19 protein-coding genes and 1 tRNA gene are annotated in these 18,211 nt (G+C 61.4%); 7 read left to right on the plus strand and 13 right to left on the minus strand.

Annotated features, from left to right (window positions below; genetic code table 11):
- From AC5DC2_RS05850 to AC5DC2_RS05860, 3 genes are all read right to left on the minus strand, one after another.
- Positions 1–142, minus strand: a 142-nt coding sequence (locus AC5DC2_RS05850; RefSeq protein WP_491697839.1) for a hypothetical protein, incomplete at its 3' end; no start/stop codon positions are given.
- 36 nt (positions 143–178) lie between these two features.
- Positions 179–586 carry an urease subunit beta gene (locus AC5DC2_RS05855; RefSeq protein WP_491697828.1) on the minus strand — a complete coding sequence of 136 codons (408 nt, stop codon included), beginning with the start codon at positions 584–586 and terminating at the stop codon, positions 179–181.
- Positions 587–596: 10 nt separating this feature from the next.
- Positions 597–899, minus strand: a complete 303-nt coding sequence (locus AC5DC2_RS05860; protein WP_024709024.1) for an urease subunit gamma — start codon at positions 897–899, stop codon at positions 597–599.
- A 310-nt stretch (positions 900–1,209) separates the two neighbouring features.
- On the opposite strand from AC5DC2_RS05860, the gene AC5DC2_RS05865 reads away from it, so the two are divergent.
- Complete coding sequence (locus AC5DC2_RS05865) at positions 1,210–1,929, plus strand: helix-turn-helix transcriptional regulator (protein WP_491697829.1); 720 nt, start codon at positions 1,210–1,212, stop codon at positions 1,927–1,929.
- A gap of 15 nt (positions 1,930–1,944) precedes the next feature.
- On the opposite strand, the gene AC5DC2_RS05870 is transcribed toward AC5DC2_RS05865, so the two are convergent.
- From AC5DC2_RS05870 to AC5DC2_RS05895, 6 genes are all read right to left on the minus strand, one after another.
- Positions 1,945–2,877 (minus strand): FUSC family protein, encoded by a 933-nt coding sequence (locus AC5DC2_RS05870; protein WP_491697830.1) that lies wholly within the window; start codon positions 2,875–2,877, stop codon positions 1,945–1,947.
- 137 nt (positions 2,878–3,014) lie between these two features.
- A complete protein-coding gene (gene crcB / locus AC5DC2_RS05875; RefSeq protein ID WP_491697831.1) occupies positions 3,015–3,404 on the minus strand; it encodes a fluoride efflux transporter CrcB in 390 nt (129 codons plus the stop codon).
- Positions 3,405–3,676: 272 nt separating this feature from the next.
- Entirely contained in the window at positions 3,677–5,365 is a 1,689-nt protein-coding gene (gene aspT / locus AC5DC2_RS05880) for an aspartate-alanine antiporter (protein ID WP_491697832.1), read from the minus strand.
- Between the two features lie 180 nt (positions 5,366–5,545).
- Positions 5,546–6,637, minus strand: coding sequence for a linear amide C-N hydrolase (locus tag AC5DC2_RS05885; protein ID WP_491697833.1), 1,092 nt, complete (start codon positions 6,635–6,637; stop codon positions 5,546–5,548).
- Positions 6,638–7,014: 377 nt separating this feature from the next.
- A tRNA-Leu gene (locus AC5DC2_RS05890) sits at positions 7,015–7,101 on the minus strand.
- A gap of 98 nt (positions 7,102–7,199) precedes the next feature.
- The gene (locus tag AC5DC2_RS05895; RefSeq protein ID WP_491697834.1) at positions 7,200–7,502 is read right to left on the minus strand and encodes an Rdx family protein; all 303 of its coding nucleotides are present in this window, start codon (positions 7,500–7,502) and stop codon (positions 7,200–7,202) included.
- A 142-nt stretch (positions 7,503–7,644) separates the two neighbouring features.
- Between AC5DC2_RS05895 and AC5DC2_RS05900 the strand changes: the two genes are divergently transcribed.
- The 6 genes from AC5DC2_RS05900 (at position 7,645) to AC5DC2_RS05925 (ending at position 13,543) form a co-directional block, all read left to right on the plus strand.
- On the plus strand, positions 7,645–8,145 hold the full coding sequence (locus AC5DC2_RS05900; RefSeq protein ID WP_200336910.1) for a GFA family protein: 501 nt from the start codon (positions 7,645–7,647) through the stop codon (positions 8,143–8,145).
- Positions 8,146–8,232: 87 nt separating this feature from the next.
- Positions 8,233–8,841 (plus strand): outer membrane lipoprotein Omp10, encoded by a 609-nt coding sequence (omp10, locus tag AC5DC2_RS05905; protein ID WP_491697835.1) that lies wholly within the window; start codon positions 8,233–8,235, stop codon positions 8,839–8,841.
- A 168-nt stretch (positions 8,842–9,009) separates the two neighbouring features.
- Positions 9,010–10,623, plus strand: a complete 1,614-nt coding sequence (locus tag AC5DC2_RS05910; protein WP_491697836.1) for a bifunctional metallophosphatase/5'-nucleotidase — start codon at positions 9,010–9,012, stop codon at positions 10,621–10,623.
- 299 nt (positions 10,624–10,922) lie between these two features.
- Positions 10,923–11,993 (plus strand): ferrochelatase, encoded by a 1,071-nt coding sequence (gene hemH, locus AC5DC2_RS05915; RefSeq protein WP_024709014.1) that lies wholly within the window; start codon positions 10,923–10,925, stop codon positions 11,991–11,993.
- A gap of 77 nt (positions 11,994–12,070) precedes the next feature.
- Positions 12,071–13,063 carry an SPFH domain-containing protein gene (locus AC5DC2_RS05920; RefSeq protein WP_024709013.1) on the plus strand — a complete coding sequence of 331 codons (993 nt, stop codon included), beginning with the start codon at positions 12,071–12,073 and terminating at the stop codon, positions 13,061–13,063.
- Between the two features lie 15 nt (positions 13,064–13,078).
- Positions 13,079–13,543 (plus strand): NfeD family protein, encoded by a 465-nt coding sequence (locus AC5DC2_RS05925; RefSeq protein ID WP_491697840.1) that lies wholly within the window; start codon positions 13,079–13,081, stop codon positions 13,541–13,543.
- Between the two features lie 6 nt (positions 13,544–13,549).
- Here AC5DC2_RS05925 and AC5DC2_RS05930 read toward each other — a convergent pair whose 3' ends face one another.
- The 4 genes from AC5DC2_RS05930 to AC5DC2_RS05945 all read right to left on the minus strand — a co-directional run bounded on the left by AC5DC2_RS05930 (position 13,550) and on the right by AC5DC2_RS05945 (position 18,037).
- Positions 13,550–14,545 (minus strand): KpsF/GutQ family sugar-phosphate isomerase, encoded by a 996-nt coding sequence (locus AC5DC2_RS05930; RefSeq protein WP_024709011.1) that lies wholly within the window; start codon positions 14,543–14,545, stop codon positions 13,550–13,552.
- Positions 14,546–14,618: 73 nt separating this feature from the next.
- On the minus strand, positions 14,619–15,446 hold the full coding sequence (locus tag AC5DC2_RS05935) for an alpha/beta hydrolase family protein (protein WP_491697837.1): 828 nt from the start codon (positions 15,444–15,446) through the stop codon (positions 14,619–14,621).
- Between the two features lie 90 nt (positions 15,447–15,536).
- Positions 15,537–16,424, minus strand: a complete 888-nt coding sequence (gene galU, locus AC5DC2_RS05940) for a UTP--glucose-1-phosphate uridylyltransferase GalU (protein ID WP_024709009.1) — start codon at positions 16,422–16,424, stop codon at positions 15,537–15,539.
- 158 nt (positions 16,425–16,582) lie between these two features.
- Positions 16,583–18,037 carry a glutamate synthase subunit beta gene (locus AC5DC2_RS05945; RefSeq protein ID WP_491697838.1) on the minus strand — a complete coding sequence of 485 codons (1,455 nt, stop codon included), beginning with the start codon at positions 18,035–18,037 and terminating at the stop codon, positions 16,583–16,585.
- Positions 18,038–18,211 lie beyond the last annotated feature (174 nt).

Genomic DNA, 18,211 nt, shown 5'->3' on the forward strand with positions numbered 1-18,211 from the left:
CGCCGCCATAGACGGCTTCCTCGCCATAGACCCGGAGGTCCTTTTCGATCTCGATATAGAGATCGGTGTCGCCGAGGCGGATCTTGTCGCCCGTTGTCGGACCATAGAGGTCTGCATACTGCTGTCTTGAAATCTTGGCCATTTCAGAAATCCTGTCGAATGAGGTTGTACCGGGCGGTCACTTGGACGACTTGAAGCCGTAGCGTTCCGCGCGCTCCATCGCGTCGACCAGCCGCGGGCGGCTGTCATTGTAGCTCTCGTCGCCGACCCAGCCGTTGACGAGGCCATTGAAGCCGAGCACCCGTTGCTTGCCCTGATAGGGAACGAGGGTGACCTCTTTCTCATCGCCCGGCTCGAAACGCAGGGCGGTGGTTGCAGGAATGTTCAGGCGCTTGCCGAACGCCTGTTCGCGGTCGAATTCCAGCGCGGAATTGACCTCGAAGAAGTGAAAATGCGAGCCGACCTGGATTGGCCTGTCACCGGTGTTGCGCACCTTGAGCGTGGTCGTCGGATAGCCCGCATTGATCTCGATATCGCCCTTGCCGAGGACCAGGCCGCCGACCGGGGTTTTCTTCTCGTTCGTCATGTTCAAGCCCTCACTGAATCGGATCATGGATGGTCACGAGACGGCTGCCATCGGTAAAGACGGCCTCCACCTGCACGTAAGGGATCATGTCGACGACCCCTTCCATCACATCGTCGCGCGTGATTTCCTTGCGCGCGATTTCCATGACCTCCTCGACGGTCTTGCCCGCGCGGGCGCCGTTCAGCGCTGCCACGGAAATGAGCGAGACGGTTTCTGGATGGTTGAGCTTCAACCCCTGATCCTTGCGCTGCTGCGCGACCTGCGCGAGCGTGTAGATCAAGAGCTTGTCGATCTCTCGAGGCGTGAAATGCATATAAGTCTCCCCTGTCAGAATGGCTGAACTTGCCGACCGTTCGTCGTCGTCAAAAACAGGCGGCGGGCGACATCCTGAATGTCGGCCGGCTCGCCGAACCCCTTATGCCCAGCCCCGCGAGGCGAGCGAGAGGATAGGCACATCGTACCCGCATGCGCCGATTGGCCCTGCCGGTGCACGTCGATAAAAAAGGTAACACGTTTGACTTTTGTCAGTAACCTGAAACCGCCTATTTTTTGAACTGTCAGGATTGACAGTTGTCATTTCTAGAAGACATGTTGCACCAATCATTGGCATATGATCGGGGACAATGCTCAAACACCTTGCAAAGGCTTGCGCCACAATCGCGAACGCGGAAAGCCTGCCTGATTTGGAGGCCTGCCTTACCAAGGCGCTCAATGAACTGGGGTTCATCAGTTACAATATCAGCCTGAACCGCAGCGATCCTTTGCAGTTCATGGAACGGCCGCTTTTGACGACATGGACGACGCGCGACCTCGATATCTATGTGAATGACGGGTGGTTCGACCGTGATCCGCTGATGTCACACCTCAAGGCAAACACGGCTCCCCTCTTCTGGAAGCCCGGCATGTGGGATGGCACGCCCCGTCAGGACTATAGCGAATATGTACGTTACCAGGGCATTGCCGGCGGCGCGACACTGCCGCTGTTCGCCGCGCCGGGCAAGTTCAGCGCGATCACCCTGCTGACAATCGACAAGTCAGTTCATGTTCCCGATACGGCACATGCAATCTCCATCCTCACCAGCGTGGCGACCGCGCGGATGTCGGCCTTCACGGAAGGCCTGCCTTGCCAATACAATGTCCACGGCTTCAAGCAGCTTTCCGGACTGCAGGTGGAAATCCTCAGCTGGATCGCGAAAGGGAAAACCAACAGCGAGATCGCTCTGATTGTCGGGCGCACCGAACGCGCCGTCGCCTATCACGTGAGCGAGATACTGGCCAAGATCTCGGTCAGTTCCCGCGCGCAGGCCGCCGCATTCTACGCCGCTCTCGGATTGCGCGACTGAGCGTTCTTCGATCGATCAGCCGCCCTGCCGGTCCGCATCGGGCGAAGGCGGCAACAGCGGCAGCATCAGGCAGGCCACGCCAATGCCTGCGATCGTCAGAAGAACCCGGTTGGCGGCAATAGCCAGGGCCCCGGCTTCCGGCGAGAAGTTGAACGTCAGCGCGACAGCCGTCAGACAGAAGGACCATATGCCGTACCGTTTGGCGCCGATTACCAGCATCACGAAAACCAGCGCGCCGACCAGCAGGGCGTGAAGCCAGGGAGCGGGGGCAAGGAAGCCGAGCATCAATCCGCCGGCCGCCGCCCCGAGAAGCGTTCCAAGACCCCGCGCCTTCATCCGGTACAAAGTCTCCCTGCGGGTCGGTTTTGTAACCCTGAGGCCTGCGGCGGCCAGCCAGCAGGGGTGCGAGCCCGGGCTGAAACAGGCGGCGATGCTTCCCAGCAGAGATATCGAAGCGATACCGGCGAGGAAGCGCCTTTGGGCGGCGTTTTTCAACAGATCGAGCCGCTCGACATCTACAGCCTTTTTCGCAACGGGGATGAAGAAGAGCACGAAAAGCAGAGCCCACAGCGTGCCGGCGAGAAAGGTCAACCCGTAGATCACATCACCGCCGGCAGGAACCTGGTCGACGGACAGGAAGAACGCCAGCGCGGCAAGCGCTACCGGCAGCCGAAGGTAGCCTCCCCTCAGTTCTCCGGCGCCTTGCGCAAGGGCAGCCGCCAGCGCGCAGGCGAAGAAAGGACCGGAGCCCAGTTCGACGCGACCGCCGACCATCGCGAACAGGCTGATGACAAAAGCGGCCGATAGCAGCACTTTCGCTCTGCCCGCCTCGGGCAAGCGCGGAAACGAAACCATCATCAGATAGGCGCCGAAGGACGCGATCGCGCCGTGCGTTGCCTGACCGGCCACAAGCCCGGCCATCCAGGGCAGCACGACCCCGAGAGCCATTGACAATGCGCCGAGGAGTTTCATCGGCGTGAGGTCAGGAGATGTTTTCAAAAGCATTGTGCCGGTTCGCGGGTTCAAAGACAGACGAATGCACATGATCGGGCCTGCTGCCTGCCGGGGCAAGGCCGCATTCGCGATCACGAAAGATGTCTGGCAACATGAAACCCTGAAAAAACGAAGACAAGCGAAACCAGCACGCTGACGAGTATATAGGCAATTGCAAGAACGGAGTCGCCCCGCGCCACGAGATTCATGTTGTCGAGGGAGAAGGACGAGAATGTCGTGAAGCCCCCGAGAAATCCGGTTACGACCAGCGCGCGGATTTCAGGTGAGCTGTCAAGCTTGTGGGTGATCAGTTCCACGGCGAAGCCGATGATGAACGAACCCAGGATATTCACGATCAGGGTCCCCCAGGGAAGATGATCGTTCCAAAGGCGGGTCGAAGCCAGACCGACCAGCCAGCGGCAGACCGAGCCGATGGCGCCGCCTGTTGCCGTCAGCAAGGCGAGAGACAGAAAGTTAACCAAAGATCACGCTCATCATGTTTTGCCGTTCGGGTGCGGTGGAAGAGTGCAGGTCCCGGCATCGAGAGCGCATCCCGGCCGGCATGGGTCAGGCCATCCTGACAGCCCTGCTTTTCCGCTGCATCAAAACATATGCCGCCATTTCGGCAACTGTCAGTTCTGACAGTCGCCGAAACGCGGCAAAGGAGCAGCGAGGGCGCGAACCGACTTGCCGAGAGACCGAAACGGCGACGGCGGCATGACCTGTCAAGCTTCCGGCGCCAGCGGCAAAACGCTCAACTGATCAAGACGATAACGATCCCAAGCAGGGTCAGGATCGTGCTGGATGTGGCATAGCCGACAGAATAGCCGATCGCGGGGATCTGGCTTCCGGCGCGGTCGGTAATCATGCTCAGGGCGGCGGCTGCCGTGCGCGAACCGGCGCAGCAGCCAAGCACGATGGCATCGTCAAACCGGAACAGGTATTTTCCGATGTAGAGCGACAGCAGCATCGGAAGAGCGGCGGCAAAAACGGTCCACGCGACAAACACGACGCCAAGCTCCTTCAACCCTGCAACGATGCCGGGTCCGGCTGTCAGACCGACCACCGCGATAAACATGTTGAGGCCGATCGAGTTCATAAACCAGCTCGTCGCGCGCGGAACGCGACCGAAGGCGGGACGGATCGAGCGCAGCCAGCCAAGCAGCAGTCCGACCAGGAGAACGCCGCCGGCCGTCGAAAGCGTCAGCGGGACCTCGCCGATCTTCAGCGTCAGAGATCCGATCAGGGCGCCAATGACGATGGCCGCGCCGATGAAGGCAATGTCCGCGCGTTCCGTTTCCCGATCGAGGTAGCCGAACCTCCCCGCCGCGGCGCTGATGTCGGCCGGACGTCCCGTCACCCGGACCACATCGCCGCGAAAAAGCTGCGTTTCGGGCAGGATCGGAATTGCGACGGACATCGCGCCGCGGCGGATCTCGGTCAGGAATATCCCCCGGGTTTCCGGCATCTGCGCAAGCTCTCTCAGCGTTTTGCGATGAATGCTCCTTGCCGTGATCAGAATATCCGTGCCCTCGATCGAAACGCCGAGCAGTTCGGGATCATCAACCTCCCGAAGCGCCTTGCCGACCTCCTCCAGCAGAACCTCGCGCGCACCCGCAATCGCAACGACATCGCCGGCCTCCAGAACCATATCGACCGTGGCCTCGACAACCGCGCCGTTTCGCCGGACCCGGCCGATATACATGCGGTGATTGTGGAAAAAGTGCTCGGTCTGCCCCACCGTAAGTCCGGCTATTGCCGACTGGGGGTCGACGAGAAAGGCGCGCGCGACATACTGGTGCCACGCCTTCGGGCTGCCGCGATCGTCGCCCGCGCCGCCGATCCGCCTGGCATAGTCGCGGCAAGCCGCGGGAAGATCGATATTCAGGAGCCTCGGCCCCAGAATGCCGAGCATGACGACCGATCCGAACGTCCCGATAACATAGCTGATCGAAAAGGCCGCCGGCAGTATCTGCGCGCTCGCAGCTTTCGCGGAAGCCGCGAGCGAAGACTGCTCAATGGCGGTTTGCGAAAGGCCAAGTGCGGAAGACGTTGTCGTCGAACCGGCATAAAGACCCGCGGCAATACCCACGTCGTATCCGGCAATCCTGACCGCAAGATAGACGGAACCAAGACTGAGACCGCAGACGAGGACCGCGAACAGGGCCTGTTGCAGGCCGCCTGAGAACAGACCGCGGACAAATTGCGGGCCGGCGCTGTATCCCACAGCGAAAAGATAGAACATGAAGAAAATGATCTTCACGTCCGGAGAGACATGAATGCCGATCTGCCCGATCACCAGAGCGGCCAGCAAGGTGGCCGTCACGTCTCCGAGGGAGATGCCTGCAATTTTTACGCGTCCCAGGGAATAGCCCAGCAGCAAGGACAGAAACAGCGGAATTTCGACATTCATCCGCAGCGTTGTGAACAGCCAGTCCAGCATGAAAAGGATACTCCGTCATAACCGCGCCCGGCACATCGTACGTGCCGAAAACAGATCCCGTTTTCCGGGCACGGCGCGCCGCAGCATGTCCGCGTTTCCTTGAATCGCGAACATGCTCTCACCTATTGAATCGACACATCGTGCTTTCCGAAAATCGATTCCGATTTTCAGGCCGAGGCGCTAGGCAAAGGACGCCGTCATGTCCTTCATCCCCGCCAGCATTTGCGCCATTGGGCGCGAGCGGAACTCAGGCGTCTGCGCAAGCGCGCCGACATCGAGGCGGGTGTAATTCATGCCCCCGCTGTCGCGCAGGAAAAACAGCTTTCTGTCCAGATCGGAAAGGCTTGTCCATGTGGTGAACTCCGTCGCGATCTCCTCGCTGACCTGCCCCTGTACCTGCAGATGACTGCTCCCCTGGTCCGGATAATCGACGGCAATGCCGCGCGGGCGGTCGAAATTGTTCATGATATGCGCCACCATCTGCACCGCCCGGTCGGGCTCCGCCTGCTTCTCCGCGAATTCGGCATAGAAAGCAGCTCTGACGAAACGGTCCACGGATGTATCCGAGGCAGGCAACCCGGCCTTCGCGATCCCCGCGCCGGACTGCTGTGCCGCATAGGAGCCGAAGTTTGCCTTCGAGCGGTCGATATTGTCAAGGAAGGTATAATTGTTGAGATTGGTGAGATGCCAGGAAAACTGCGGCGCGTTGGTCATGACGCCGACCGGGTTGTCATAGACGGTTCGCGCGCCATGATGAAACTCGATGACAATACTCTTGCCCCGGGCATCATGGACGGCGAAATGAAACGGCATTCGCAGCCCGCCCAGGATCGGAACGCGCTCCAGCGCGACAGGCTGCGAGGCGATAGCCGCCTTCACTTCTTCCACTGTCTCGAACTGACCAAGCACCCAGGCTCCCAGATCGGCGGCGGAGAGCGCGAATGCGCCGCCGTCAGGAATGCCGTCCTCGCCTGCAGCCTGCGGATAGGACTGAACACTGAAGGTCAGGCCTGCGCCGTTCAGCCCCTCGAGCACTTTCAGGCCCTCGGATGTGAACGGGGCGTCGTCCCGGGGGACGGCCGACGGCATGGTGACCGCGACAAAATGGTGGGACGACGTCCATGTCGCGGGTTTGCATCCCTCGACGGCCGACGCCATGGCCAGACCTGCCGGAAAGACGGAAACCTGGTAGGGAAGATCGATGCTGAGTTCGAGCGTTCGGCCCAGATAGGCCCGGTTTTGAGCGTCGAAGTAAAGAAGCGACGTGCACATACCCTTGTCCTCCGTTGTTCGCCCTGGGCCGGGAGCAGGAATGCGTGACCGGTTTCCCATGCACCCGTCTGACCCGACTGAAATGCCGCGCGCCGAGGCGACATCTCGTAAACGGAACCGGCGCCCTTTTGAACTGTCAGGGCTGACAGTTGCCGCCCCGGCGCGCGGCAGGCCGTCCTCTTTGCCGAGCCTCGCAATCGTCAACCCGCAGCCTGCAGCGCGTGCCGGACTGTGCCTGTGGATCGGGTCCATGGTCCATGGACCGACGAAGTAACAGGCTGCAAGCGGTCGGGAGGGGGGCCAGACAACAAAAAAGCCCGGATGACCGGGCTTTTTGCGGCGTTTTCAGAACATCCACGGACGTTCAGAAAAATGATTGGTGCCCAGAAGAGGACTCGAACCTCCACACCCTTGCGAGTACCAGCACCTGAAGCTGGCGCGTCTACCAATTCCGCCATCTGGGCAACGACCGCTCGTTTAAGAGACGCGGCGGGTTTCGTCAACGGGTATTTGACGTTTTGACGACAAAAATTTCGCCCGCCCGCCGTCGTCGTTCCGGTCTTCAGTCCGCGGCCTTCGGCGCCTTCACCCGGTCAACGTGGCCGAGATCGCGTTCAGGATCGATGACGTCGCGGATGAGCTGCTTCAGTTCCTTCGGCCCGGGAAAGCCGCCGTTGCGCTTGCGCTCCCAGACGAGCGCGCCATCGATCCGGATTTCGAAAATGCCGCCCGTTCCCGGCTTCAGCGTCACCGCGCCAAGTTCGTGCGAAAAGGTCGACAACAGTTCCTGCGCCATCCAGGCCGAACGCATCAGCCAGTTGCACATGCTGCAATACTCGATGGTCACCGTCGGTTTTTCGCTCATCGGGCGCTCCGCTGTTCCGCAATATCGCTTCCGCGTTCCTTAGGCGCATGACGGAACGCAAGGCAATACCGGCATGCGGCAATTATCCTCATTTTCATTCTTTCCGCGATAAACTGGCCGGTCTGCACGAAAGGAGCACATCATGACCGACGAAACCTTCGAGGGCGGCTGTTTCTGCGGCGCAGTGCGCTTTGCCATGCGCGGGCGACCGATGTTCATTCACGCCTGCCACTGCAAGGACTGCCGCCGGCAATCGGGCGGCCCCTTCGTGATCAATGGACTGATCGAGGCGGACCGGATTTCTCTTTCTGAAGGCGCGCCGGCCTGCCGCACGCTTGCCACCGACAGCGGCTATCCGCACGATCTGTTCTTTTGCGCGGATTGCGGCTCGCCATTGTGGAGCGATTACGGCCGGCGCGGCTGGATGCTTTTCGTGCGGCTGGCGGCGCTTGATGCGCCGGAGCGCTTCACGCCGGATGTCCATATCTACACGGTCTCGAAACTCCCCTGGGTGCCGCTGCCCTCCGGCGCCCGCACTTTTCCTCATTATTACGACATGAATGCCGAATGGCCGGCGGAAAGCACGGAAAGGCGACGTTCGGCGCGGGCGCGGGCGGCGAAGGCGGGCGGCAATCCGGCCTGATCTGCGCTGCGGCGGGAACCAAAAGCCTGCTCAACGGTTGCCTTTTCAGGTAAAATAGGCCTTTCTAGCGCAAAGACAGGACCGCAGATGAGTACCAAAGTGAAACCGTTCCTCGCCACGACCTTTACCGCCTGCGCTCTGCTCCTGGCGGGTTGCACCACCTATGAGCAGCCGCGCAGCCTGCCCGCGCCCACCCAGCCACAGGCCCCGCGCACGGCCGTCGACGGCCAGTGGCGGGACAAGGACGGCATTATCTCCAGCTTCTCCGCCGGAAAGTTCGAAACCCGCACGACGGATTCCAACCAGGTGCTCGCCGTCGGCAGCTACATCGTCAATGGTAATGTGGTCGAGATCGATGTCACCTCGGTGCTGCGACAGACCCGTTCGCGCGTCAACTGCGCCATAGCCGCGCCCTATCTTCTGAACTGCACGCCGAGCCAGGGCGCCCGCTTCTCGCTCTACAAGCCGGCAGCAGCCCCGATCGGCTTCACCCTGGATGACGCGGCAGCCATGACGGCAAATGCGGCCCAGCAGCCGATCGCGCCCGGATCCGCCATGCCGTCCCAGCAGATGGGGTCGACCCAGCCGCAAATGGGTAGCCAGACCTATTCGACCGCCAATCCGTCAAGCACCTACCCGGCATCCGCGACCCCCGGCGTCAACTTCTCCACGATGCAAAGTAGTTCCAACTACTAGGACCAGGCGCGTCAAAAACGGCTACTTGAGAGGCTGGCCGGCTGCAAAACGCCTCTCAAACATCAATTCGAGGCTTGACGACCAGCCTAAAATCATCGTCACATTCCATGGCTATACTCGGCATCGGGGCCCAAGCGCCGCGCCCTTTCTTCGAACCAGGAGTCTGCCATGCATTCCCTTTCCAAAGCCGCCCTGCTTGCGGCTTCCGTGCTGTCGCTTTCCGCCGGCAGCGCTCTTGCCGATTTTCAGTTGAACATCCTGCACATCAACGATCTTCACTCCCGCATCGAACCGATAAACAAGTATGATTCGACCTGCTCGGCCGAGGAAGCCGATGCCGGCGAGTGTTTCGGCGGCATTGCGCGGGTCAAGGCAGCGATCGACGGAAAGCGCGGAGAGCTCGAGGGCGGGAACCTTCTGGTGCTCGATGCCGGCGACCAGTTTCAGGGCTCTCTGTTCTATACCGAATACAAGGGCGCTCCGATCGCCGAATTCATGAACGGCATCGGCTTCGACGCCATGGCGATCGGCAACCACGAATTCGATGACGGGCCGGAAGAACTGCTGAACTTCATCAACGCCATCGAATTTCCGATCCTTTCAGGCAACACGATCGCCGCGGATGACAGCGTCGTCGCCGGCAAGTTCGACGGTTACACGATCTTCGATTTCGACGGCGAGAAGGTGGCCGTGGTTTCGGTTCTCGCCACCGACACCGGCGAGACATCCTCTCCCGGCGCAAAGATCTCGTTCCAGGACGAAATAGAGTATCTGAACAAGGCCGTGCCGGAAATCGAGGCGGAAGGGGTGAACAAGATCATCCTGCTTTCCCATGTCGGCTACAAGCGTGACCAGGAAATCGCCGCCGCGGTTGACGGGATCGACGTCATCGTCGGCGGCCACAGCCACACCCTGCTCTCCAGCACGGACGAGGACGCCGCCGGTCCCTATCCGACGATGGTTGCCAATCCGTCGGGCGAAGAGGTTCCGGTTGTTACCGCCTATGCCTATTCCAAATATCTCGGCGATCTCGCCGTCACCTTCGATGATGACGGCAAGGTGACAGACGTTTCCGGCGCGCCGATTCTGCTTGATGCATCGGTCACGCCCGACGAGGCCTTTGCGGCGCGGGTCGAGGAGCTTGATGCCCCGCTCGAGGAACTCAAGCAGCAGGAAGTCGGCGAGACCACCGCCGTCGTCGTCGGCGACCGCAATATGTGCCGCGCCGAGGAGTGCCCGATGGGCAATCTCGTTGCCGACGCCATGCTGGAGCGCGTCGCCGGCCAGGGCATTACCATCGCCATCCAGAACGGCGGCGGCGTGCGCGCCTCGATCGATGAAGGCGTCGTCACCATGGGCGAGGTCCTGACCGTGCTTCCGTTCCAGAACACGATCGCCACGTTCCAGCTCAAGGGCTCCGACATCGTTGCCGCGCTTGAAAACGGCCTCTCGAAAATCGAGGAAGGCGCCGGGCGTTATCCGCAGGTTTCCGGGCTCAAATACACCTATGATGCCAGCAAGGAGCCGGGCAGCCGGGTCGTTTCGGTCGAGGTTGAAACCGGCGAGGACGAGTTCGCCTCGATCGATCCCGAGACGGTCTACGGCGTCGTCACCAACAACTACATGCGCGGCGGCGGAGACGGCTATGCGGTCTTCGCTGACAAGGGCATGAAAGCCTATGATTTCGGCCCGAACCTGGAAGAAGCCGTTGCCGAATATCTCGGCGAGAACAGCCCCTATACGCCCTATGTGGACGGCCGCATCACCAATGTGGCGAAGTAACTGAAGCCTCTCAGCCCACAATCTCCCCCCTTGAGGGGGAGATGCCCCGGCAGGGGCAGAGGCGGGTGAACCTTCTCAGCAAACTCGGGGTACGAGGCTTATGCCCTTCCCCCTCTCTGTCGCTTTCGCGACATCTCCCCCTCAAGGGGAGAGATTGTTTGCTGCCCTGTTTCCCCGCCCTTCAATGTCAACAGCAGACAGCATATCCTCCGATCCGCCTGCGACACCCTATAATCTGGCGAAGCCTTGTTTGCGTTGTTATATGAAACCCGACAACGACAACAATGGAAAGACTGCCGATGTCTGAAATGCATGCCGCCTGGCCGGATAACCACCCAAGCGTCGCCTTCGGCAAGGTCGGCGTTCTCCTCGTCAATCTCGGGACGCCGGACGGCACGGACAAGAAATCCATGCGCCGCTATCTGGAAGAATTCCTGACCGACAAGCGCGTGATCGAATGGCCGAAGGCGCTCTGGTATCCGATCCTCTACGGCATCGTTCTCAATCGCCGTCCGGCCAAGGTGGGCGAGGCCTATGAGCTGATCTGGAACAAGGAGCAGAACGAGAGCTTTCTGCGCACCTACACAAGGAGCCAGGCGGAAAAGCTCGCGGGACATTACGCAGGCACCGAGAACCTCGTGATCGACTGGGCGATGCGCTACGGCCAGCCCTCGATCCCCGCCCGCATCGAGGCGCTGAAGGCGGCGGGCTGCGAACGCATCCTTCTCTTTCCGCTCTATCCGCAATATGCCGCCTCGACGACAGCCACGGTCAACGACAAGGCGTTCCAGACATTGCTCGACATGCGCTGGCAGCCGGCGCTTCGCACCGTGCCGCCCTATCACGACGATCCGGTCTATATCGACGCGCTGGCGCAGTCGGTGACCGATCATCTGGCGACGCTCGACTGGGAGCCGGAACTCATCATCACCTCCTTCCACGGCATTCCGCAGTCCTATTTCAAGAAGGGCGACCCCTATCACTGCCAGTGCCAGAAGACAGCGCGGCTTCTGCGCGAGAGGCTCGGTCTTTCCAAGGAGCGGCTGATGATCACCTTCCAGTCCCGCTTCGGCCCGGAGGAATGGCTGCAGCCCTATACGGACAAGACGGTCGAAGGCTTACCCAAGAAGGGCGTGAAGCGGATCGCCGTGATCAATCCCGGCTTCGTCTCCGACTGTCTGGAGACGCTGGAAGAGATCGGCGAGCAGGCGCGCGAGAGCTTTCTCGAGCATGGCGGCGAGAAATTCACCCATATTCCCTGTCTCAACGACACGCCTCTCGGCATGCGAGTGATCGAACATGTGGTAAACCGCGAGCTTCGCGGCTGGCTGGAACCGGAAATCGCGCGGGCAGTAATAAACGACACGTAAAGCGTGTTTTCATACTATAAGAACGATAAGACGCCACCAGTTTCGGCCGGTGAATAGGAGGAAACGACATGGACATACTGACCGGATTTTCCGTGACCATCATCATTCTGGTGGTCCTGATCCTCCTGACGCTCTTTGCCGGGATCAAGACCGTGCCGCAGGGCTATGGCTATACGGTGGAGCGCTTCGGCCGCTATACCCGCACGCTTACCCCCGGCCTCAACCTGATCATCCCCTTCATCGACCGCATCGGCAAACGCATCAACATCATGGAGCAGGTGCTCGATGTGCCGGAGCAGGAGGTGATCACCCGCGACAATGCCAGCGTCGAGGCCGACGCGGTCGCCTTCTACCAGATCCTCAATCCGGCGAGTGCGGCCTATCAGGTCGCCAATCTGGAGATGGCGATCCTCAACCTGACCATGACCAATATCCGCTCGGTCATGGGCTCGATGGATCTCGACGAACTGCTGTCCAACCGCGATTCGATCAATGAGCGACTGCTGCGCGTCGTCGACCTTGCGGTCGAGCCCTGGGGCGTGAAGGTCACCCGTATCGAGATCAAGGACATCCGTCCGCCGACCGATCTCGTGGAGGCCATGGGCCGGCAAATGAAGGCCGAGCGCGAAAAGCGCGCCCAGATCCTTGAGGCCGAGGGCAGCAAGACGGCGCAGATCCTGCGTTCGGAAGGCTCCAAGCAGTCCGCCATTCTTGAAGCCGAAGGCGAGCGGGAAGCCGCCTTCCGCGAGGCGGAAGCCCGGGAAAGACTGGCGGAAGCCGAAGCCAATGCGACCCGCTCGGTATCCCTTGCGATCGCCGAAGGCGATGTTGCAGCCATCAACTACTTCATTGCCCAGAAATATACGGAGGCCATGGCCTCGATCGGCACGGCGAAGAATTCCAAGGTGGTGCTGATGCCGATGGAGGCGTCATCGCTGATCGGTTCGCTCGGCGGTATCGGTGCGATTGCCAAGGAGGTCTTCGGCACAGATGGCGGCGGCTCGAATGAGCCGGCTGCGCGCCGCTCGACTCCCTCGGTCACGACCGGTTCCAGAAATCAGGAAAGCTGACCGCCGATGGAGCCGATGCTTGACTTCTTCGCCGCTGCAGGCCCGTGGGGCTGGTTCATCGCCGGCCTGCTGCTGCTGGTCGCGGAGCTGATCCTGCCTGGCGTCTTCCTGATGTGGGTCGGCATCGCGGCGCTCATTCTCGGAGCGCTGTCCCTCGCCTTCTGGCCCTTTGGGTTCTGGGGGTGGCAATTGCAGGTGCTGCTTTTCGCCATCCTTTCCGTCGTCGCCATTCTGGCGGGACGGAAGATCCTGAAAAACCGGGAAACGACATCGGACCAGCCGCTGCTCAACCAGCGCGCGGCAAGCCTTGTCGGCCGCACCGCCGTCGTTGTCGACGCCATCACCGACGGGCGCGGGCGCATCAAGCTCGATGATACGCTCTGGGTCGTGGAAGGGCCGGACCTGCCGGAAGGCGCGCATGTGCGCATCGTTTCCGGCGATGGACGCAGGCTGACGGTCGCGCCGCTCGAAACCCCGTGAGACGCGTCAGGCCGCGCCAATCCTGAGAAAATCGTGGAAGTGAACGATCCCCACCGGCCGATTGTCATCGTCGACCACCATGAGCGCCGAGATATTGTGCTTGTGGATCAGCGCCAGCGCGCCGGAGACCATCATCGATTTCCTGACGGTTTTCGGGCCGGGCGTCATCACGTCATCGACGGCGAGCGCGCTCATGTCGCGGGAGAGATTGCGCGCCAGGTCACCATCGGTGACGATGCCCGCCAGACGCCCGTCATCGCCGACGACGCCGACGCAGCCGAAGCGGCGCTTGGAAAGCTCCATGATCGCCGCCGGCAAGGGCGTGCCCGAACGCACCAGCGGGATTTCCTCACCCACATGCATGATGTCGGCCACATGCGAGAGCAGCGCGCCGAGCTTGCCGCCGGGGTGATAGACCTTGAAGTCAACGGCGGAAAAGCCACGCACCTCGAGTAGCGCGATCGCCAGCGCATCGCCGATGGCAAGCTGCATGGTTGTCGAGGTGGTGGGCGCCAGTCCCAGCGGACACGCCTCCTCCGCCTTGGGCAGCGACAGCACGATATCGGCGGCCAGCGCCAGCGAGGATTGCGTCCCGGCGGTAATCGCGATCAGCGGAATGGCGAAGCGGCGGGTATAGGCGACCAGCGCGGTCAGTTCGCTGCTTTCCCCGCTCCAAGACAGCGCGACAACGGCATCCTTCTGCGCGATCATGCCCATATCGCCGTGATTGGCCTCTGCGGGGTGCACGAAGAAGGCCGGCGTTCCGGTGGAGGCGAAGGTGGCGGCGATCTTGGTGCCGACATGGCCGCTCTTGCCGACGCCGGAGACAATCACATGGCCCTGCGTTTGCCTGAGCAAGGCAACGGCCTTTTCAAAGGGCTCGCCCAGCCCGTTCTCAAGCGCCGCGGCAAGCGCGTCGAGACCCTTTTTCTCGAACGCCAGCGTTCTCAGGGCTGAAAGGGTCGCATCACCCGCATGTGTCGTGTCGGTCGTCTCGTCCATGCTCCGCTGTTAGCGCCTTTGGGTTTTGCAATCAATAGAACAATCGCTTCGGGCGAGCGGCAGGAGGCATCCATCATACGGGGCCCGCAAGGTCCGCCTTTCGCCGCATCCAGTCGCCGGCAAGGCCGGGCCAGGCCGCTTGCGTGCCGTTGAGCGACCGCAGCGCGAAGCCGTGCGGCGCATCGGCAAAGACATGCAGGTCAACATCAAGTCCGAGGGCGGCAGCTGTCCCAACATAGTTGAGCGCGTGTTGCAGCGGAACCGAGCGATCATGCGCCGCATAGGCGAGAAACACCGGAACCTTCGGCAGGCCGTGGGGGTGCTCGGCAAGCCCGATCGGCCAGGCGTCATAGAAGTCCTGTTTTTCGGCCGGCGGATAGTCCGGCTTGCCGTGCGGAAACTTGTGGGCGCGGTGGTTGGCGTTGATCGGCGCATAACAGATCAAGGCGCCCGCCGCTTTCAGCCGATGCGGCTGGCAGGCCATGACGCCGGCCAGATGTCCGCCGGAGGACAGGCCGAAATGAAAGAGCGGCAAGTCGCTTTGCGCACCAGCGAGGTGATCAAGCGCCAGCATTCCGTCTTCGAGCGCGATGCCCTTCGGGTAGCGCCCGCCCTTGCCGTCATCAGCGCCCGGCATCCGGTGAATGAGGAGATTGACCTCGATGCCGAGCCCGTTCAGCCAGGCCGCAACCTCCGGCCCCTCCTTGTCATAGACGATCCTGGTATATCCGCCGCCGGCATAGAGCAGAACCCGCGCACGGGGTGCGTCCACGCGCCAGACATGCAATTCGGGGCGGTGAACCACGGTGAACTGACGATCCGGGCGCTCGCCTTCGAGCTCGTTCCTGGGACCATCGACAAGTGGAATGACCACGGGGTCGATTAGGCTGGATGATGACATGTTCATACTTTCGGCAATAAAAAAGCGGCGCCTCGAAGCGCCGCCCGGTATCGGTCGGAAGGCACCGCAGCGCCTCCCGGAAGTCTCCCGTCATTTCAGCGCGGAGATCAGCGCCTTGAGCTCGTCCTCAACCTTCGGACGGATGTCGTCGCGCTTCAGCGCCAGCGCCACATTGGCAATGATGAAGCCTTCCTTGGAGCCGCAGTCGAAGGTCTGGCCGTCGAACTTGTAGCCGTAGAAATCCTGCTCCTGCGCCAGTTTCAGCATGCCGTCGGTCAGCTGGATCTCATTGCCGGCGCCGCGTTCGAGCACTTCGAGAATCGGGAAGATTTCCGGCTGCAGAATGTAACGGCCATTGATGAAATAGTTCGAGGGCGCAGTGCCCTTTTCCGGCTTCTCGACCATCTCGGTGATCCTGAAGCCGCTTCCGACAGCCTCGCCGACGCCGACGATGCCGTATTTGTGCGCAAGTTCGGGATCGCACTCCTCGACGGAAACGACATTGCCCCCAGCAACGTCATAGACTTCCATCATACCCTTCAGGCAGGGCTTTTCCGCCTCCATCACCATATCCGGCAGGATCAGCGCAAACGGCTCGGGACCCACGACTTCGCGCGCGCACCAGACGGCATGGCCGAGCCCGTGCGGCTCCTGCTGGCGGGTGAAGGTGGCGGTGCCCGCGGCCGGCAGCATGTCGGCGAGAAGGCTGAGCTCGGCATGCTTGTTACGCGCCTTCAACGTGCTTTCCAGCTCGTACTGAATGTCGAAGTAGTCTTCGATCACATGCTTGTTGCGGCCGGTGACGAAAACGAAATGCTCGATCCCCGCCTCGATCGCCTCATCGACGACATACTGGACGATCGGCTTGTCGACAACCGGGAGCAATTCCTTCGGCACGACCTTCGTGGCGGGCAGGAACCGCGTTCCCAGACCTGCAACCGGCAGAACCGCCTTGCGAACCTTCTTGTGCTGAGCCAAGACCCTCTCCTCTATTGAAAAATAAACTAAGTTTCACTCAAGTATGAGTAAGGTCTAACAAGAAGCAATAGCGAGCGCAATCAAGGCAACGACCCTTTCACGCTTTTTCCGGGAAAGGCTGCGGCGTCACGCCGCAGCCTGCAATTTCATCAGCGATTTCAGCGCGGCAACAGGGTCTCGCCCATCAGGGCGAGGTCGATCGAACGGGCGGCCTGACGGCCCTCGCGGATCGCCCAGACGACGAGCGACTGGCCGCGCCGGACATCGCCGGCGGTCCAGAACCTGTCGACCGACGTCTTGTAGTCATCATCATTGGCGACAACATTGACCGAACCGCGACGGTCCGTATTCAGCGTCAGCCGTCCTTCCAGATCGGACAGCACGCCGGTCTTCAGGGGGCCGCGGAAACCGATGGCGATGAAGGCGAGGTCGGCCTTGATGACAAACTCCGTGCCGGCGATCGGCTGGCGCTTCTCGTCCACATGGCAGCATTTGACGCCAGTGAGCACGCCCTCCTCGCCGACGAATTCCAGCGTCGCCACCTGGAACTCGCGAATTGCGCCTTCGGCCTGGGAAGAGGAGGTGCGCATCTTGGTGGCCCAGAACGGCCAGACGGCGAGCTTGTCTTCCTTTTCCGGCGGCTGCGGGCGGATATCGAGCTGGGTCACCTTGACGGCGCCCTGGCGGAAGGCCGTGCCGACGCAGTCGGACGCGGTATCGCCGCCGCCGACGACCACGACATGCTTGCCGCCGGCCAGGATAGGCTCCGAGGGCCAGCCGGTGCTGTCTATGCTCTCGCGGCCCACCCGCTTGTTCTGCTGAACGAGGAAGGGCATGGCATCGTAGACGCCGTGCAGATCGCCGCCGCCGATGCCGGAAGCGCGCGGCGTTTCCGAGCCGCCGCAATAGAGCACCGCATCATACTCGGCGAGCAGGTCGTCGATCTTGACGTCGACGCCGACATTGACGCCGCAACGGAACTCGACCCCTTCGCCGCGCATCTGTTCGACGCGGCGATCGATGAAGTTCTTCTCCATCTTGAAATCCGGGATGCCGTAACGCAGCAGTCCGCCGGGCTTGGCCTCCCGCTCGAACACAACGACATCATGGCCGGCGCGGCCAAGCTGCTGCGCCGCCGACATGCCGGCCGGTCCGGAACCGATCACGGCAACCTTCTTGCCGGTCTTCACCGTTGCCGGCTTCGGCACGATGAAGCCCAGTTCGTAGGCCTTGTCGGCGATCGCCTGCTCGATCGTCTTGATCGAGACCGGAATGTCCTCGAGGTTCAGCGTGCAGGCCTCCTCGCAGGGTGCCGGGCATACCCGACCGGTGAATTCCGGAAAATTGTTGGTCGAATGCAGGTTTGCGATCGCCTCTTTCCAGTTGCCGCTATAGACCAGATCGTTCCAGTCCGGGATCTGGTTGTGGATCGGACAGCCGGTCGGACCATGGCAATAGGGAATGCCGCAGTCCATGCAGCGGGCCGCCTGTTTCTGCACTTCCGGGTCCGACATCGGAATGGTGAATTCGCGGAAATGACGGATGCGATCGGAGGCCGGCTGATACTTCGCGACCTGCCGGTCGATTTCCATAAACCCAGTAACCTTGCCCATTTCGTAATCCTGACTACTTCAAGCTGACGTTACGCGCTCGTGGCGCGCGCAAGAAAGCGTCCCGCACTCAAAAGCCGGGACGCCGACAGATGTCTGTTGCCTCTTATTCTGCCGCGACACCCATGCGCATGCGCTCCATCTCTTCCAGAGCGCGGCGATATTCGACCGGCATGA

The organism is Martelella sp., from assembly GCF_984369615.1.